The organism is Shewanella sp. 10N.286.54.B9, from assembly GCF_041468565.1.
Lineage (GTDB): Bacteria > Pseudomonadota > Gammaproteobacteria > Enterobacterales > Shewanellaceae > Shewanella.
Genome location: NZ_JBFRIY010000015.1, coordinates 27,481 through 46,281, shown reverse-complemented (window position 1 = coordinate 46,281; position 18,801 = coordinate 27,481). Strand labels below are relative to the sequence as shown.

At 44.6% G+C, this 18,801-nt stretch carries 18 protein-coding genes; all 18 read right to left on the bottom strand.

The genetic code is table 11. From position 1 onward, the window contains the following. Positions 1-18 precede the first annotated feature (18 nt). Entirely contained in the window at positions 19-4,656 is a 4,638-nt protein-coding gene (locus tag AB4135_RS04850) for a DUF6701 domain-containing protein (RefSeq protein WP_371990790.1), read from the bottom strand. Continuing rightward, the gene (locus tag AB4135_RS04845; protein ID WP_371990788.1) at positions 4,649-5,131 is read right to left on the bottom strand and encodes an MSHA biogenesis protein MshP; all 483 of its coding nucleotides are present in this window, start codon (positions 5,129-5,131) and stop codon (positions 4,649-4,651) included. Before AB4135_RS04845 ends, AB4135_RS04850 begins: the two co-directional genes overlap by 8 nt. Before the next feature lie 16 nt (positions 5,132-5,147). Beyond that, positions 5,148-6,008: a PilW family protein gene (locus tag AB4135_RS04840; protein WP_371990787.1), complete on the bottom strand. Its 861-nt coding sequence runs from the start codon at positions 6,006-6,008 to the stop codon at positions 5,148-5,150. Beyond that, a complete protein-coding gene (locus tag AB4135_RS04835) occupies positions 6,008-6,571 on the bottom strand; it encodes a prepilin-type N-terminal cleavage/methylation domain-containing protein (RefSeq protein ID WP_371990785.1) in 564 nt (187 codons plus the stop codon). Before AB4135_RS04835 ends, AB4135_RS04840 begins: the two co-directional genes overlap by 1 nt. Beyond that, the gene (locus AB4135_RS04830) at positions 6,561-7,034 is read right to left on the bottom strand and encodes a Tfp pilus assembly protein FimT/FimU (RefSeq protein ID WP_371990783.1); all 474 of its coding nucleotides are present in this window, start codon (positions 7,032-7,034) and stop codon (positions 6,561-6,563) included. The genes AB4135_RS04835 and AB4135_RS04830 overlap by 11 nt, the downstream gene beginning before the upstream one ends. Positions 7,035-7,266: 232 nt before the next feature. Next, complete coding sequence (locus AB4135_RS04825) at positions 7,267-7,740, bottom strand: type II secretion system protein (protein ID WP_371990782.1); 474 nt, start codon at positions 7,738-7,740, stop codon at positions 7,267-7,269. Positions 7,741-7,753: 13 nt separating this feature from the next. Next, on the bottom strand, positions 7,754-8,254 hold the full coding sequence (locus tag AB4135_RS04820) for a type II secretion system protein (protein ID WP_371991062.1): 501 nt from the start codon (positions 8,252-8,254) through the stop codon (positions 7,754-7,756). 83 nt (positions 8,255-8,337) lie between these two features. Beyond that, on the bottom strand, positions 8,338-8,946 hold the full coding sequence (locus tag AB4135_RS04815; protein WP_371991060.1) for a prepilin-type N-terminal cleavage/methylation domain-containing protein: 609 nt from the start codon (positions 8,944-8,946) through the stop codon (positions 8,338-8,340). A 73-nt stretch (positions 8,947-9,019) separates the two neighbouring features. After that, positions 9,020-9,511 (bottom strand): hypothetical protein, encoded by a 492-nt coding sequence (locus AB4135_RS04810; RefSeq protein WP_371990781.1) that lies wholly within the window; start codon positions 9,509-9,511, stop codon positions 9,020-9,022. A gap of 21 nt (positions 9,512-9,532) precedes the next feature. Next, complete coding sequence (locus AB4135_RS04805; protein ID WP_371990779.1) at positions 9,533-10,753, bottom strand: type II secretion system F family protein; 1,221 nt, start codon at positions 10,751-10,753, stop codon at positions 9,533-9,535. Then, a complete protein-coding gene (locus tag AB4135_RS04800) occupies positions 10,753-12,489 on the bottom strand; it encodes a GspE/PulE family protein (RefSeq protein ID WP_371990778.1) in 1,737 nt (578 codons plus the stop codon). Before AB4135_RS04800 ends, AB4135_RS04805 begins: the two co-directional genes overlap by 1 nt. Continuing rightward, positions 12,489-13,712, bottom strand: coding sequence for a tetratricopeptide repeat protein (locus tag AB4135_RS04795; protein WP_371990776.1), 1,224 nt, complete (start codon positions 13,710-13,712; stop codon positions 12,489-12,491). Before AB4135_RS04795 ends, AB4135_RS04800 begins: the two co-directional genes overlap by 1 nt. Then, on the bottom strand, positions 13,709-14,617 hold the full coding sequence (locus tag AB4135_RS04790; RefSeq protein ID WP_371990774.1) for an ExeA family protein: 909 nt from the start codon (positions 14,615-14,617) through the stop codon (positions 13,709-13,711). The genes AB4135_RS04795 and AB4135_RS04790 overlap by 4 nt, the downstream gene beginning before the upstream one ends. Before the next feature lie 2 nt (positions 14,618-14,619). Continuing rightward, positions 14,620-16,290, bottom strand: a complete 1,671-nt coding sequence (mshL, locus tag AB4135_RS04785; protein WP_371990772.1) for a pilus (MSHA type) biogenesis protein MshL — start codon at positions 16,288-16,290, stop codon at positions 14,620-14,622. Between the two features lie 4 nt (positions 16,291-16,294). Beyond that, on the bottom strand, positions 16,295-16,630 hold the full coding sequence (locus tag AB4135_RS04780; protein WP_371990770.1) for an MSHA biogenesis protein MshK: 336 nt from the start codon (positions 16,628-16,630) through the stop codon (positions 16,295-16,297). Beyond that, positions 16,611-17,267, bottom strand: a complete 657-nt coding sequence (gene gspM, locus AB4135_RS04775) for a type II secretion system protein GspM (RefSeq protein WP_371990769.1) — start codon at positions 17,265-17,267, stop codon at positions 16,611-16,613. Before gspM ends, AB4135_RS04780 begins: the two co-directional genes overlap by 20 nt. Further along, complete coding sequence (locus AB4135_RS04770; RefSeq protein ID WP_371990767.1) at positions 17,264-17,875, bottom strand: PilN domain-containing protein; 612 nt, start codon at positions 17,873-17,875, stop codon at positions 17,264-17,266. Before AB4135_RS04770 ends, gspM begins: the two co-directional genes overlap by 4 nt. Further along, entirely contained in the window at positions 17,872-18,753 is an 882-nt protein-coding gene (locus AB4135_RS04765; protein WP_371990765.1) for an MSHA biogenesis protein MshI, read from the bottom strand. The genes AB4135_RS04770 and AB4135_RS04765 overlap by 4 nt, the downstream gene beginning before the upstream one ends. Positions 18,754-18,801 lie beyond the last annotated feature (48 nt).

Here is an 18,801-nt window from a genome sequence, read left to right as displayed (position 1 = left end):
GTCACGGCTTGATGACGCTTAGTTAACTTCTCGCCAATATATAATGCGATCGTGGCCTCTATAGGTACCAAAGAAAGCTGTCGCTCTTGGGTCTTCCAGTGCACCACTATCATAGTTCCAATACCACTGTAGCCACTTATCAACATGCAGCTGTAAACCCACCTCGCCTTCGGCATTAGGTGCAGGGAAATAGATAAAGCTATTGCCTAAGCCTATCGAGCCTGTTTTACCGCTGCCACTGGTATTGGTGAAGCCCTCGACGGCGCCAAGCCCGGCATCTGGCGTGAGCACTAAGCCAGTATCCTCGACAACGGTTGCGGTGGTGGTATCGAAAACAGAGCAGCTATCCTGAGCATTGCTGACCCACTCGGCACTGGCATTTACGTATTCAGTGCCAAGCTCAAGACGCAGCTCTTCCGATGACGGTCCATAGGCATTTTGCATCACTAAACGGCCATAACGCATTTCAAAGCTGTCATCTTTGGCTATGTCTTCGAAGGTAAAACCGCTACAAGCAGCAGCTGAGTTCTCTTGATAACAGATACCGTCAGTGTCTTTGAGATCATTCACCTCAAGGCTGAGTTCAAAGACGGCATCAAAAGGTGTTATTAATGCTGTGGTGCGATTGTACCTTAGTGTACCGTCGACCAAATAGGCCGATCTGACTTCAGTGTCAGTACCATCAAGATATGCAACAGTGCGAGTATTAGCTTCTAACTCTTCTAGCACAGGGAATGTCGAGCCGGCAATATTACTGAATGCTCGATTAGTCCATTGGCTTTGATACTTCCACCAGTTGTCCACCTGATAGTTTTTCGTTTGATTTCCATCGATATTTTTACCAAGCACCAGCAACTTAGGTTCAGCCCCAGTTTTGAATAAAAACGGTTCGTCCATATAAGTAAACACACCACAACTTGCTTGAGGCGCCGGATTGTTAGGAGTTACCGTTAAGTAATAGGGGGTAAAGCGCCCAATATTTTCAGTCGTAGCTCCCGGGATACTATAACCAAAATAGCTGCCAACTTTAGGCTCTACTGAAAAAGTAAAAATACCCACTTCAGACACTGATTGCGCGATCATTTGCTCACCAGCATTTTGTTCATATTCATTTTTGCCCAAAGTGCCAGCTTCACCACCTTCAGCAACTGTTGGGCTGATAAGCTCATGAGTCAATAGCATTTCGTCATGAGAAAAGTTGGGGGTAATCGCATTGCCACTACAGATATCACTGTCGCTATCTGACTCCCAAGCCATAGCTTTTACCTTGATATCAAACTCCTCTCCAGCTCTTTTGTATTTCGCACTGCTAACACTGCAGTTGGCACAGGAATCGGACTCTAAACAGATCCCCACAGGCCGGCGAACAAACTTATTACTACCGTCCATCACTAGGCCTGCTTCATCACCTGTGCCGCTATATCTAGCGTTTAACTGCACCTCACCCGCATCGGCATAGTTAACATCAATTTTAGCTTCGCCATTCTCATCAAAATTAAGGTTCAGGCTCTCAGCTGTTGCCAAAGAGATACCGACTTCCTTTTCAACACTGGCTGATTTAACCGAGATCTTCATGGTGCCTGTCGTAGGGTCTGAATAATCACTCCAGAAATTAAGCGATTTGGTTTGGCTCTTAAATGCAGGCACACACGCTTGACCAGCATCACCTTTCTTAACAGCTTTTACTAAAATATCCGTTGAAGGCTTATTTGAAAGCTCATCAGGGATCTCAAAAATAAAACCGCTTTCGGCAAAGGCAAGCGTACAACTAGCGGTATTTAACGCTCCACTACCTTGCCTACAAAGAGTGTTACTGCCTGCTACTGTTGATGGGAAAGAACTAGAAACACCAATAGTCACAGGTGACACCGTATTGGAACGCAAACTCACTGTTGCCGAGCCATTGACTAAATTAACCACATTGCCACCAACCCAACCACCATTAGTCATTGATGCTGGAAGTAGGTTTGCAGTAACGGGATCAGTAAACAGATCGCACTCAGCATTACGACAAGCTCTTATGGTCATCTCTTCAGCATTACAGGTTAGTGGGCTACTTGAGTAATCAAACTCAAAGTGATGCACTAGTTGACCTAAAGGGTTTGAATCTAAAGCACAAACTTCAAAGTTATCGATTTCATGGTTGTTATTAGCCCCACCTGTTGAGCCCGTTATAGATAGATAGAAATCATCAGGAACGCCGCCCTGTTCAGAGATATTTCTTGCATCAAATTCAGGTACTAATATTTGAAAACCGTTGCCGTCTTTGATATCCCGCTCAACTAAAACTAATGCTTGACCTGCTACTCGCGAGTCAACTGTTATTCTATACCTATGATTGGGCGAAGCTGTATTAGTCGGTCTTTTATCAATAGCCGGGTTTAAATTGGCTGCAGTGCCAGCTAAGTACATATAACTAGAGTTAGCTGAACCACGGATTGTGACGGATTGAGTTCTAAACCCGGGTCCTCCGATTTTGCCCTCGGTTGGATTGGAGAAGTTACCATACTCATCTAACCCCACCCCCATCCAACCGCCAGCAAAACCTGGGGTACCATTATTACGCTGAGCGTACCCTAATGCTCCGCCAAAGCTGCCTGGTTGTGGAGTGATTGATGCATCAGATAAAATAATCGCTACACCATCACCACCCGTTCCTGACGAGGGAGACCAAGCGTAGTAGTCAAACTCGACTTTTACGAAGTTATCAGCCGCCGGAAATAGGCGTTGATAAGTGCTCGATGTTGCTTGATTACCTCTTGCTGGGGTAATGCGCATTCGATTAGATTCAATTGCAGGAGCCGTAGAGTTACCAAGGGTTTTAATTGCCCAATCGCTTCCGAGGTCATCCCGATTAAAATCATCATAAAAACACTGTAGAACAGGCGTTTCATCGTCATATGACAGCGCTACAAAAGCGTAATTTTCAGCAATATGAGTACGTTCTGAATCTTGATACTGATCCTCATCAACACCAATACTGACTTTATCGTTTGTAAGCACACATCGTCTTAACCAGCCACCATCAGGACCATTTCTCGAACTTTTACCTGCAACAAAAACCGGCGGCGTATCAAAACCAGTAAGATTGCTTTCATAGGCACATTGAGCATCTAGATTTTGGACTGTACTTCTAGGAATAGTCCAATAACCACTATCGAAATGGTATTTAGTCTGTTTGCCATTAAGCGAGATAGTACCGTTGCCACTTTCCAATGCTAAATAGGCAATATTTTCACTTTGTAACTGATTGAGTTTAGTGTTCGCGGGCTGACAGTATTTATTACCATAGCCATTACCTGAACCAGCATTGACCACTTCAGAGACATCCATTCCAATGGAAATTTGACTGCCATTAGGATCTGCAATACTCGATAGCCAGCAATTATTATTAGTCGATTGAATTTGACTAAGTACCACATCGAAGCTTTCGCTTAAAGAGACACTCTCATAGCTGCCAAGAGCTTTATAAAGCACCTCATCAACAGCCTTAATGCCAGCCTCAAATTTAGTGCCGTCAGAAAATTCGTGTGTTCCTGCAGTGGTGGCAATCCAGTGAACTTCTTCCATCGGCTTAGCGGAAATATCGGAACCTTGAGGTGAACGCTGACTCCAACTAAAGCCTGTATTTGAAATGCTAGTGATAAAAACAGATGCAGGGCCGTCACTACTATTTGGGGTACTTTCGGTAATTGTTGGCATTAAAAAAACCAACGGCGTAACACCAACCTCAAAAGCTGTATCAAACGAGACTGTGCCAGACGTTGCTTTGCCAAATTGGAAGTTCAATGCTTGCGGTGGGCTAACATCACAGTTAGGGCTTACTGAAATTGCACTTGCTTGATCAGTAAAGTCAACGACGGCACCGCCTTTTAGTTCAATTTTTTGAGCCGTAACGGCTCCTGTTAATCTTGAACTACCCTCTAACAAGACATCATCTTCAGCAACTATATGTGCATTCAATGACACCCCACCATTCAACTTGATATCATCATAGCTATAAATGATGAAACGAGAAGCATCGGCTGGTGATGAATCATTCTGAATGTCATAGCCGCCTTCGATAAAGAAACTCACCACGCCAGTCGCAGGAAAAACAAGAGTGACACCGTTAGCTATTTCCAGATCTCCGATCCAATACTGCCCTGCAGCTAATTCTAACCTTCCGCTTGTTGCTTGCAGTGTTTTCAGTTTGTAAACACCATCCACACCAGTAAATCTTAGAGTTCTATCTGCCCCACCATCCAATTTAACATCGCCATATTCACCCGCTGAAATTTCGATGGTTTTGTTATTCCAAACTGGGGGACCTACATTATTATTGCTGTTTGACTCACACTGCGCGAATGGAATCCTTTCAGCGGGCAATTGCGCAAGCACTCCAGACGCTTTGCATTCCTTTCCATTATTACTATTGCTAGGAAAACAAGACTTTCCATTGTCATCAACTTTCCTTGATGGTAGTTGACCATTTTGAGGTGCATTGAGTAGAGATGCCGATGATTCAAACTTAATCTCACCATCAGAAGCAATTGAGTTTGTTCCTTCAATGAAAGTTTGACTCCAATCAGCTGCTTTTACACTCGGTGTCAAAAACAATATTGAAACGAGTACCGACATGAGACAAAGATTAAAAATATAAACTAACCTAATCACGGGCTTCGACCTCCACGGTGCGGTTAACACGGATACAACTGGCATCGCTATTGCTGCCCGAGTCACATTGTCCAGTGCTGCAAGTGGCTGTACTGGTAATCAAATATTGCGTCATGTTTATCGGTAGTGTTGTAGTAGTCACAGCATTACAATTGATAATAACAGAGCAACCATGAAAGCCGACTAAACCTGTATCAGTTCCGATATTCCATGGCACTCCAGTAGGGTTGGCGTTACAGGTTCCTACACCGACTTGATCAACTGGAAATAGTTCAGCTAAAGCCCGATCGGCACCACTATTGGCCGCAGCGAAAGCGCGAGTGCCCCAAACTTCAAGGCTGATTTGCTGGTCTGCATCATCGAGTACATTGATAAGCGTCGCTGCCAGTAAGAACATCACAGTGATGATAAACACACCAATGATCAATGCACTACCGCGCTGCTTGGCTAAAGGCTGTTGAAGAGTATGCTTCATTCTATTCTGCGACGGATTAGGGAACATTGATCACCTGCACTTGATGATGATACTGCAGCGTTTGCCCCTGCACATCAAACAGCGGGTTGAGATGTACCATGGCATTATTTTGCAATGTGCCAGGCGTGTATGTCATCGGGTTATTCACCGCTATGGTATTAGCGATATTCTCAGCCATTAATACCGCAGTCCCCATACTCGCTGGAGCTGGTTGGGTTGTCGGGTTATTAAATCCGTAGCCAGCGTAGCGATTAAGCTGAGCGAGATCATCAGTCACTTTCTCAAAGCAGTAACTTACCGCTCCTGTCACCCCAAAATAACGTTGCCGTGGCGACATTTCAGTAAACTGCACTGTGTTGTCAAACTCAACATTGGTGGCATTGGTAACTGCACTATTGGTAATCTCTTTTATCGAAAATAACTTCCCCGTAGTACCATTGGCAGAGGTGTAAACGTCTGCAGGCTTTAACGGATAGATGAGTAATTGCTGATCTTTCGTTAGCGGGGCGCTATTACTTGCTTGCATCACTGTAGCGCTATTCGCAGCAGGTAAAGGGGCTACTGGCGCTAGAATATAGGAAGCGCTAGAGGCAATAGGCATCATCTCAACACACTGCCAATCGTTGCCACTACTGCGAACACGAATGCTATTGGGCACTGCGTTACGCATATCTCGAGTCATACGTTCTATCGCGAAGCGGCTTTGGCTCATCACCTGCTCTACCGAGGTTGAATCGATAAAAATCCGTGTGCCAAAAATTAGAAAGCTGCTTACCCCGAGCACCAATATACCGAGGATAATGATTACAGTGACCATTTCAACTAAAGTGAAGCCACGAGTATTACGACGCAGAGCAAATGTTAATGCCTTAGACATTAATAATTCCTCCGTATCGCGTTATAGGTGATCACTTCACCGCTTGGCGTTGTGACATTAATAGTTACCAATTTACTGTTTAAGCTGGGTGGATTGTTGTGCGTAACGATTACTTCTAAGTCGTAATTGATGTAACGACTGGCATAGGTGTCATTACTATTGAGCATGTTATCGCTAATTTTCAGCCCGTGATAATCATCAACATCGTTAAAGTCATTACGACCTTCTGTGGCGTCTGGGCCAAAATCACTCTCATCAGTACAAACTTCCCCAGCAGGCAGACCCAACAGCGGTTTTGCAACGGCACCACAAGCAGGCACGCCGCCATTCGCATTGGTATTTTGATCATAACGCTTGCCCCAAATCTCGTTCAATATCGAGTGAGCTAGCTCTGCCGAGCGCACTCGATGCAAGGTATCCGCGGCTCTTTCAGCTTGGGGAAATAACATGGTACTGAGCATCACAAAAGCGATACTGATAACCACCATACCAACCACAAGCTCAACTAAGGTAAACCCCTTATGAGATGTCTTGGAAGGATTTATCGCACAACTAGCCCGCATGGATATAACCCTCCGACTCAATTGCAATAAACTGAGTTTCATCAGCGAGAACGGTAATGCAGCGGCCACTGCAAAGGCTACCATTCACTATAGGTACGCCTTGGGCATTAAACTCGACGTTGAAATTGGTGGTTGTGGTATTGGTTAACACTAATGAGGCACCGCCTTGAAAGGTTTGTGCTGCGTCAGTTCGGGTCGGTGTGCCACTGCAGTCGCCATTATAACGCGAGACTTGATACTGACTAGCTGTAACAGACAAGCGATAACAACGGTCTTGGTTATTCATCGCCATAATCTGCACTTTTCGCAGTTCAGCAATAAACTCTTCTCGCAAGGTAAAAGCACTGTAACTAGAGGTGGTAAAAAGACGCGGAATCACCACCACCGAAAGAATGGCTATAAGAATAATAGTGGTCACAAGCTCAACTAAGGTGAAGCCTGCGCGTCGATGCGCTGTAAGCATTGTCAGTCCTGATTGATGCCGCGGAGTATGTCTAAATTCGAACAAGGTGCTATATTTGAAAGCAATTGGTTCTAGTTCTAGGCTCGTGCACTAGCAGTGCTAGCTGCTAATACTGCAAACACTTATTCCCAGTGTGTAACAGTTTAATAAGTATGGCAAATAAAACGAGTTAGTAACGGTATTAGTTACAAAAAAGGCCTGCTTAGCAGGCCTTAGTCATTAACTTTTCGATTTAGCAGTCATCAGCAGACGGAACCGCACCGTAAACAGGTGGTGTTGTAGCATCATCAGCTTGAGTATATTTGAACTTACAATCGCTAGGTGCACCTTTCTGTGACATTTCAATTTCAACTGGGTCACTACTCGCTACTGGAGTGAATACCCAATCTGACTCTGTAATATCTAAAGCTTTGACAATTTCATCCTTAGTAGCTTGAATATAACCATAGTTAAGCGTTACATCACCCACTTTGGGTAAAGGAGCGTCTGTATCAGTTGATACTTTCTTCTCAAAGCCACCAATAGCAGCTTTGGAATAATACAAAGAGTTACCACTTTGCAAAGCAGCTTTCATACCTTGAAGCGCAGATGCACGAGCATCGCCTTGTAAGTTAATAAATTTAGGTGCTGCGGTTACCGCAAGAATACCCAAAATAATAATAACTACCACTAATTCAATTAGTGTAAAACCATTTTGCTTTTGCATCTATGAGCTCCGATTAGCAACCGTTGTCGGTAATAACGTATGTAGGGTTTGTGTTTTCGTCTTCAGCTTGAGTGTAAACAAGTTTACAAGCAGTAGCAGCATCTACGTCTTCAGCTGGTGCACCATTTTGGGTAATTGTCATTGAACCACCAGCGACATCAGATACAACCCAATCCGGATCGTCAGCTGCAACACCAAAGTCGGTATCCATGGCATTGTTGAGCTCTGCTACTGTTGCTTGTAAGTAACCAAATTGAGTCTCGGCGTTATCTGCAGCGCCTATATCAACGTCACCATAAGGATCGTCACCGATTTTCTCTTCACCAGCCAAAGCTGCTTTTGCAAAAACCAGGCTGTTAGCACTTTGAATTGCGCCTTTAACACCTTGAAGTGTTGAAGCACGTGCATCGCTTTGTAGGTTGATAAATTTAGGTGCTGCAGTCACTGCCAAGATACCTAGAATAATGATAACAACCACTAATTCGATTAGGGTAAATCCATTTTGTTTTTGCATATTGATATTCATGTTAATTCCTCAAAATACGAGTTACAGCTGATGGAAGCTCTTAATCTAAACCACGCACCAGCTACAAAAAATTAGTTAATAAAGCTTTGAACCTGACCGTTACCTGGGCTGTAAGTAACCCCTTTACCATCAGTTAGCTCCGCTGATTCAGGTACGCCAGTCCCATCGGTTAGAACTAACGATTCAACCAAATGGTACACACACAAATCTAGACCAGCGACATCATTACCATCAATATCAATACCAATCCCATCGCTATTATCTCCGCCTACGTTAGGCTGGATACTCACAACATACCTTTGTTTACGCGCATCTTGGCTAGCAAAAACATTCCGTGGAGCATTCTGCAGTACCGTATTGAAAACTTCACTACAACGAGTAACATTCATTGCAGTTGCTGAGTTCCCACCGGTTCCCGTCGGGAAACCAAAACGTGTATCTAACTGAACACGTGCACCATCAAGTACGACATTATCATTACGACGCCCATCGACTTCCCACTGTGAGCGCACAAAGCTCACTGCTGTAGCCAAACCACCAGAAACGCCATCAACACTGGCATCTTCTGCTTCTTCAGTTACATTCAAAAAACGTGGGATTGCTGTTGCTGCCAACAAGCCCAAAATTACAATCACAATTACTAATTCGATAAGGGAGAAACCCTTCTGATACTGTCTAATCATTTTAATCCCCATTTGGTTATATGCTTATTCTATCAGCTTGTTAAAAATAGAAAACAGATAATTTCACTATTTACTTTACCCCTGTCAAAAAAATGACCCTGCCAGAACCTATTTGATAGCTTATACTTCCGCCACTTTCGCCAATATACCGACACACGCCTGAATTGGAATTGAACTTGGTGACAATTTGTTGCGAATAACCAACCCCCAACAATTCATCAATCAGATCACGACAACCAGTAACCGTTGTTTCACTGGGCAGTGGCCAACCACCTTTTGCCATGGAGACAAAACCAGTTGATTCAATATCTCCATCTAATTCACTGCGCCAATCTAATTTTAACTGTGCAGGTTTACCTCTAATCAGCCACTGAGAGCGGATAACGCCCAAAGTATTCAGTAGCCTATTATGATCAACCTGAATATGTTGCTGGCCTGCCTGCTTAATACTGCCAAAATAATTAAAAGCTAAATAGGATAATACTAACAGTAGTATAACTAGCGAAAAAATCTTGCCAAAAAGCGTTAAAAGTTCATTATCAGCCTTTTGTTGACTAAGCACAGGTACTACCTACAAAGCCCATTAGCTGCCACCCTTAACAACATTGAGCATATCCCACATCGGCAGGTATATGCCTAATGCAAGTACCAATACAATACAGGCAACAAAGCCAATCAGTATCGGCTCTAACTTTGCCGTTAAGTTTTTAAGGTCGTAATCGACTTCACCTTCATAAAAATCTGCCGCATCATTAAGTAACTGATCTATTTGGCCTGTCTCCTCACCGACGGCAACCATCTGTAGCACCAGTGGTGTGAATAGTTGACTGCTATTATGTACCCGCAACATTGAATCACCCGACTCAATCCCGCGCCTCATGGCCACTATGCTGTCATGCATATAGGCATTATCAACCGCATCGGCAACTAGGCTAAGCGCTTGAGTCATAGGAACACCAGCGCTGAGCATCATCGAAAAACTGCGGCAATAACGAGACAAGGTCGAGCGCTCAATAATACTGCCAACAGCAGGAATATTCAGTTTCCAGCGATCCCATTGCCGTTCGCCCTTTTCGGTACTGTGCCAATACCGAATGCCAACAAAAGAGGCGACTAGCACCACGATCATCACCGGCCAGTAATTAACAAATAGGCTGGAAGTATTAATCAGTAACTTGGTTGCCCAAGGCAAGTCAGCGCCAAAGCGTGAGAACATCTCGGCAAACTTAGGGATCACCATAATATTGAGGATCACCATGGCTATCGCGATAGCGATTAGAACAAATATCGGGTAACGCATAGCGGCTTTTATACGCCTGCGGGTCTCTTGTTCGCGCTCGATGTATCCTGATAGTTGAATAAAGGCATCTTCTAACTTACCGGTATTTTCGCCCACGTGGATCATCGACACAAAAAGCGCATCAAATACATCAGGATGCTGGTTCATCGCAGAGGACAGCGGCCTACCCGATGTTAGCTGCTCAGAAATATCATTTAAGGCATCTTTCATGCGTTGTGAATGGGTAGTTTCAGAAAGACCGGCGATAGCTCTTAAAATCGGAATGCCCGAACGCGTTAATGAATACATCTGCCGCGTAAAAATCTGTAACTCATCAAGTGCGACTTTGCCCTTGAACAATGACTTGAGCGAAAACTGCTTCACCTCTTTGGCAAGCGATAACTCAAGCGGGATCACACCACGAGACATCAGTTGGTCAGCCGCGACGCTTTCTGAGCTAGCATCTAACTGGCCAGTCACCTGCTCTCCTTGAGCGCTGCGTCCACGATACTGATAACTTGGCATTATGCTCCCTCACCGATCACGAGCGTGTCATCACTAACATCTTCAACCAACTTAGCAACCTCTTCAATGGTTGTCATCCCTTGGGCAAGATACTCTAAGGCTGAATCTGCTAACGGGGTAAAATTAGGGCTATTATAAGCGGCATTAGTAAACTCTTGCGGATTACCTGAGCGCATCGCATCAATCATCGGCTCGTCGAGCTCTAAGATCTCAAACACACCAATTCGACCACGGTAACCACTACCATTACAACTCTGACAACCTGAGCCTGCTCTAAAGGTCGCATTTGAAAAGTCTAGCTTGCTAACAGTAGACAACCAGACTTTGTCCTGTGCAGTAAGCGTGTAAGGGCTAGCACAGTTTTGACATACCCGGCGCACCAAGCGCTGAGCGATAATCACTCTAAGTGCACTGGCGACAAGATAAGCCGCCGCCCCCATATCTAACAGTCTTAACGCACTGGTTACCGCATCATTGGTATGCAGCGTTGAAAGGACAAAGTGACCGGTTAATGCACCACGCAGGCCAATCTCCACTGTCTCTTGGTCTCGCATCTCACCCACCATGATAATATCGGGATCTTGACGCAAGGTCGTTCTGAGTACGTTAGAGAAATCCAGGCCTATCTTATGGTTAACTTGCACCTGGTTAATGCGCGGCAGCTGATACTCTACCGGATCTTCAACGGTGATGATTTTTCTGTCAGCGGTATTTAATTCGCTCAGTACACCGTACAAAGTGGTGGTTTTACCACTACCCGTTGGCCCTGTAACCAGCAACATACCGTGAGGACGCTTAATCTGTCTTCTAATGCGCGCCAACATCTCGGGCGGCATGCCGGTCTCGTTCAGTGTTAATAAGCCTGCGGATTGATCCAGCAAACGCATAACCACTGATTCGCCATGGTAGATGGGCATGGTAGACATACGCACATCTATTTTATGGCCTTTAATCTCCATATGGAAACGACCATCTTGCGGCAAACGTTTTTCAGAGATATCAAGCCCAGCCATCAATTTCAGGCGCAATACCAATGCTGCAGCAATATTCACTTCCGGCAAAACATTTTCATGTAACTGCCCATCAATACGTTGGCGGATCCTTAAGGCATTTTCACCAGGTTCGATATGGATATCCGAGGCACGCATCTGCACCGCATCTTCAAATATCGACTGCAATAACTTAACAACTGTGGTTTCGTTGTCACTATCGCCATCAGTTAGATTAGCCAGATCGAACAGATCATCAGCGGCATACTCCTCCTCTAACTTACCGGCTATTTCTGCGATCTCTTCTGTACGACGATAAAGATTATCAAAAGCATCAAGTAGCTGATTTTCGGTGACGACCGCAATTTCTATTCTCTTTGGTGCCAGCAAGCCTTCTAAGGTATCCATCGCTTGCAGATCGGCGGGATCGCTCATGGCGACAACTGCAGACTCGCCTTTATCTTCAACCACCAAAGCGCGGTATCTACGTGCCTGAACCTCAGGTAAAAGCCCAACAACAGTAGAGGATATTGAGCGCTTACTGATATCTAAAAACGGAATATTGAGCTGCTGTGACAAGAACTTTAGTAACTGCTCTTCAGTAATACAGTTGAGATCGATTAGCGTGCGCCCGAGCTTCTTGCCCGAGTTTCTTTGTTCACTAAGGGCTTGGCCGAGCTGCTCGTCAGTAATGATGTGCTCTTGAACGAGCAGATCACCGAGCCGCATTTTTAACTTAGGTTTCACTAGTATGCTCCTAACTGCACCAATCGATTATCGACATAAGCTTGCGCTTGCGATGACAGGTTTCCTTGTGCCAAGGCTTGATTGTAGGCATTTTTAGCCTCGGTATAGTTCTTTTGTGCATCAAGCGCATAGCCGAGTCCCATCCACCAACGTCCTTGGCTAGGTTCATTTTTAGCAAGCTGCCTAAAACTCTGTTCTGCGACTGGAAAATTCTGCTCTTTTTGAGCGAGATCGCTCTGCTGATGCCATTTTTTTACCGCCAGCGGGCTGGTATCGGGGATCTGCGCTAAACTGCTCAATGCCTGCTTATTTTGTCCGGCAGATTGCTGCACTCGAGCAAGCAATAGTGCATATTCATATTCCTGTGGAAATAATAATTGTCCCTGTTTCAATAACAGAGCAGCCTCAGAGAGCTTATTTTGGCCATAATAAAGTGCTGCTGCTTGTCTCCTCGCCTGATGGAGCGCAGGGTTATAGGATAAAGCTGCTTTATAGTAAGTTAATGCATCGCTGTGTAAGCCTTGCTGCTGAGCGTCGTTAGCCAAAATCATCTGCTTTTGTGCTAGCTGCTGTGGGGTTAACTTCACCTCTTTAACCGCCATATTACTGCCGGAATATCTATCTCGATTTTCCCGTTTAGCCGGCGCAATACTCATCGAGCTCACTGTTTTCTTAGCAAGTTGTTTGTCTTCAGCTTGACTCGATGTTGTCTGAGCAATGACATCGACTTGATTGCTCTTCACCGGTTTAGTCTCTGCTTGCGGCGTTAATGCATTATCTGCCGTCACTTTGTCTGCTGCTGTGCTTTCTGCCACCGGGATATTTTTAGCAACTCTAACTACATCAACGGGATTATCTTTAACAGCTTGAGTGATAACTTCAGCATCAACATCAACAGTATCAATCACAGTCGGTGGAACAGTACCTGGCTTAACGCCATCAACGGCGTCACTTGAACTAAGTTCTTGTTGTGTTGCTGGCAACTGAGTTACGTGATTCTGCTGCGCCACTAGCTGGTTAGCCTCTGTATCAGTCGACACAGTTTCCATAACAAAATAAACGACTAAACCGCCAAGCAATAATGATAATGAGCAGGCAAAAAACAATGGCCGCTTTGACTGGCGCTTTGGCATGACTGCACTTTGTGGCTTAGCCATGCTTTCAATACCATGAGGCTGCTGTCGTTTATCTAAGTCTTTGAGCATTTTGTTGATGACACTCATGCAACGCCTCCTTTTAGCCAATAAATAACAGCGGATATCATGCCAATGATTGCGCCTATCGCTAATAGCCAAGCTAACAAAGAAACCTTGGATACTGTGGCATCTTCAGTGTCAGCAATAGCGGCATCAACGTGCTGTTTCGAAATCTTAATAGCGCCTTCTCCAAAGCAAACCAGCAACGCTTTGTGGCACAAAATATTAATGAGTCTTGGGATCCCTCGCGCAGCTTTCGCTAAACGTTTCGAATCCAAAGGGGTAAATAACGTTTCACCTTCACTTCCAGCGACTTGCAGGCGATGCTGAATGTAGGCCGATGATTCCTCTAATGTGAGCGAGCGCAAACTATAACTAAAGGTGATCCGCTGCCTTAATTGTCTAAATTTACTTTGAGCTAACCTTTCATCTAGTTCTGGTTGGGCAAACAACACCACTTGTAACAGCTTACGGCTCTCTGTTTCTAAATTAGTAAATAATCGCAACGCTTCTAAACTGTCATCGGGCAGCGCTTGCGCTTCATCTAACACCAAGATAATGGAGTGGCCATGTGCACTGAGTGCCATCAATTGCTGTTGAATCAGTCCGGTGAGTTGCTGTTGACCTATTTGAGCAGAATGTTTAAGCCCTAGCTCCATTGCCACCGCCCAACGAAGCTCGTCGGGGGTTAAATATGGATTAGGCAGATAAGCACAATGAAATCGCTCAGGCAGCTCGTTGATAAGCTTTCTACAAATTAAGGTTTTACCGGTGCCGACTTCACCCGTCACCTTGATAAAACCCTCTCCGGTTTGCAGCGCTGTTTGCAGCACTTGTAATGCTTCTACATGCGGTGCTAAACCGAAGAAAAATTCTGTATTCGGCGTCAATGAAAATGGCGTTTCAGTTAACCGAAAATGCTGCAGATACAAGCCTACTCCTCCTCAGGATACCAACGGTCAAGCAGCTCTTGAGAGCGCTTAAGTTCAGTCTCCCAAGTATCTGCGCCAACGACCACAGGTTTAAGCAAGATGACCAATTCTGTTTTGACAGTAGAATTGGCTCGGTTAGTAAACGCCTCACCTAAATACGGAATGTCGCCCAGCAGTGGTACTTTTGAGACCAGCTCGACATTTTCACTCTTCATCAAACCACCAATCACCACGACGTCGCCACTTGCGGCTTTAATCACAGTATCGGATTCACGAATTTCGCTCTGCGCTAATGGTAGCTCTAATGTGCTATCGGAGATTTTAATGGTTTTCGTCTGCTCTTTAATATCAATAACAGATGGGTGAATGTGTAATAACACATTCCCTTCGGCATCAATTTGCGGAGTCACATCAAGTGCAATACCAGAGAAAAACGGGGTGAGCTCGACCTCGGGCGTAGTCACCGGTGTTGTGCCTGCAACTGTCGTTGAAGAGACATCGGTAACGAAATACTCATCGGTACCAACTTTAATCACCGCTTTTTGGTTATTTGATGCGGTAACTCGTGGGCTAGACAGTACATCGACGTCACCTTGCGTATCAAGCAAGCTAATCATGGTACTGAAATCAGAACCTTTAAGCTGAAGAGAGGTTACGCCGCCTAATACACTAGTGATCTTATCGCTCAGACCGGTACTTGGGCTAGTTCCAAACGTGATGTCAGTGCTGCCAGCATGACCCAATACACTCTCCCAGTGAATACCTTGCTGGTATCCATCCGAAAGCGTTACCTCCAACACTTTAGCTTCTAGAATAACTTGGCGCTGTAAGTGGCTCTCGGCGGTTTTAATAAAATTACGCACCTGTCTAATTTCATTCGGATAAGCTCTAATAGTCACCAGTCCAGCTTGCGGAGTGACCACCACTTGACGTCCGCCTCCGCTGTCACCAACGATTGAGACCAGCGTTTCTTTTAGCTCACCCCAAAAATCAGATTTAGTCTTAGAGCGAATAAAAGTGCCGTTAGTTTGCTCACTACTTTCGCCGTTTGAACTTGAGTCACTGTTAGAGCTGTTATTAGAGTTACTATTGCTACTGTCGCTATTATTACTGCCACTTGAGCTATTGTTATTGTCTGAAATCCGTCCAGAGTTAACCGACGTTAACGATAGACCTTGGCGCTCCATATACAGATAATTCAAAGAAAAGGTTTCAGTACGCATTCCCGCTGGGTAGATCCGTAAAATACGGCTTTCTCGGCTAACTTCGTAGCCATATATATCCTCAACCACCTGCAACGCTTCGTTAAGTGTTACCCCTTTTAAAGAAAGAGATATAGTCCCAGAGACATCAGGGTGAACAGCAACACTTAACGGTGTTCCTTGCACTAAACTTGGGAAGAAAACCTTGGCATCAACATCGTGGGCCGATACATCAAATCGACGTTCAGTTCTTTTAGCTGGAGTAAAACCAGCCAGCAAACTGTTTGAGGCTAGCTCTCGTTGCACTTCGTCAGGCAATACTGCAGGAGGCGGTGCCAAGGCGGCACTTTCCGCAGTCGCTAATGACTCTGCTATCGCCTGTTTTGACTCAACAGGATTTGGTCGGTCAACAGTCTGACAGGCCACCAATAACAAAGTCATTAAAGGGGTTATGTAGTATATTGAGCGCATCTGGTTATTGTCCCTTAATCTCTGTAATCGCTTTAAACATTGTCAATTTACGGCCATCCGCTAACGACACAGTATCCTTGCCAATCTGCACAATTTTAACGCCTTGTACTCGCTGGCCCTTCTTATATATTACATTATTGATCACCGCAAAAGCGCCACTTTGCTTGATGACGACACTATTGAGCGTTAATGTTTTATCAACTTTCACTGCTGCCGAGGTCGTTGAAGTCGACCCAGCGCCTGGCAGCGTTGGGTCACGCAAGCTAGCGGCATTGAGACTAAAGCACATGCCACTCACAACAAGGAGAAGTAACGAGTGACTAATTGGTTTTAGCGACACTAATAAAGTCCTTATTTATGCTTAGGGTATAAAGCTCTAGCGTGATAGCGGCTTGCGGATAAGCATCAACTTTGTAATCCATGCTACGCCAATAGAGTTTATTGGGCATGTTTTCTACAGCTTCAACAAACCGTAATACTGAAAAGTAATCACCAGTAAATTCGAGCTTGATACCGTGACTATATAAATTCATCTTTTTCTCTTCACCCACCTCTAACAATGGCGTAGGTGCAATAGAGGTAAACGCTTTTAATTTAATACCTTTTACATTTGAAAGTAGCCCTGCAAGCAAAGCAGGCATATGGTCAGCTGGCACCATATCAACCATCTCAAAAGACAGCTTTTCATCAATCTGCTTGGTCTGTTGAATGATATTGGCTAAACGCTGGCGATATTCTGTATCGGGATCGGTGGCTAAACTTTGCTGATAAAGAGCGATCTGCTGTTCAGAGATATTGTTGTCATTTTTAAGCGACGCTATCTGTTGTTTTAGCTGAGTATGCTTGGTCAATAAAGACTCTAGTGGTAGATATAGAATCATCCCCACCACAATTAACACAGCCGCAGCGACTAAAACTCTTTCACGCTGGCTAAGCAGATCAAACTTGGCTGCTAAATCATTCCAATACTGCTTCATTTGTTAACCTCCGTCGCGTTGGCTTCCATAGCGTCGCTGGTTAATTTAAATGCTAATGGCTGATCTTCCCCTAGGCTCATCGTCATCGATGCAAATGCATGTCCTTTGAGTGTGGTGGTGGTTTTTAATCTATCAATCCAGTTAGGCACACTTTGAGGGTTTGACGTGTATCCCTCAAAAATATAGCGATTCTCATTAACCTGAATACGGTTAAGCCAAATACTGCGATCCGCCACACTGGCTAAATCAGTCATCAATGGCGAATAGCCATAACTAGTTAGCTCCTCTTGTTGGCTTAGTTTGCCCATAAGCATCTGTTTAAGCTCAAGCTGCTGCGCCTTCAATTCAACTTCAGCCACCAAAGGAGCACTTGGCTTCCTCTTAGCAATCTCATCTTCAAGTTCAGCTTTTTGCTCATCAAGTAAGGCTTTGGATTGCTGCAGTTCGTGCTTCTCAGACTCAAGACTAGACACAAAGCCATAAGCGAGCGCACTGCCAAACAGCAGAATTAGTACTAGGCCTACGAGTACTTGATTTAAACGTAAAAAAGATAAGCGTAACTCAGCCGGAAATAGTGATTCAGAATAAAGGTTAACTCTTAACTTCATTGTGATTCACCTCTTGAAAATTCAGCTAACGCCATCTGAGCGAATACACCTTCCACTGACTCGGTTTGATAGGGGCTCACGCTTTGATTGAAGTTATCACTCACTAAAGTGGCTAACTGATCACGCGCCCCGAGCATGAGAAAATCAATAGACGCAACAGGTGCTTCTCGCAACTGACTTTCAAAGAAATCCATTGAGCGCTGGATCTCAAGGCTTAAGTTATCAGCTAAGCCAAAAGCCAAGTCTTCTGCTGCTACGGTATCTAGCTGCAAAAAACCTCTCACTCTGCGCTGCATATATAACTCGCCATCTTTCACGACCGCAAGCAGCAATTCCCCACCCGCTCGATGGCTCAGCAGCAACCTTGCTTGATTGTCATTGAATAAATTAGTGACTGCCATCTCTTCGATGGTTACGCCATACGTTTCAATTCCAGCCGCTTTAGCTGCCATTAAAAGGTTAGTTAGTTGAGTTTTTTCTGCGACGACAACACTAACTTTATTGGTAGTTTGTTTAGATGATTCGAAATAATCTAGGTGGATATTAGTGACAGGTTGACTCACCAGATCTTTTACCGACCAAAGCAGTGCAGCGCTCATCTCTTCTGGCTCAACATTTGGCTTATCTACTTGGATCAGCTGGTAAAAGTCGACAGAGAGTACTATTTGAACTTTGGCAGACCCCAGCGCTTTGACTAGCTGCTCAAAGGCATCTTTCCAGTCAAACTCTTTAAAACTAAAACTCGAAAATTTTTCAGGAGAAGTATCGCTACTACTTTGATATGCATATATTTTATCGACACAAACATACAGCCCTAACTCTATAGTCGGAGCAGATTTCTTCCAAAAGTGAAGTTTGCTTAGCAAGCTATCTTCCATTCATCCATGCCTTAAATACTGTCAATTTCTACTGAAAAAAATATTAAA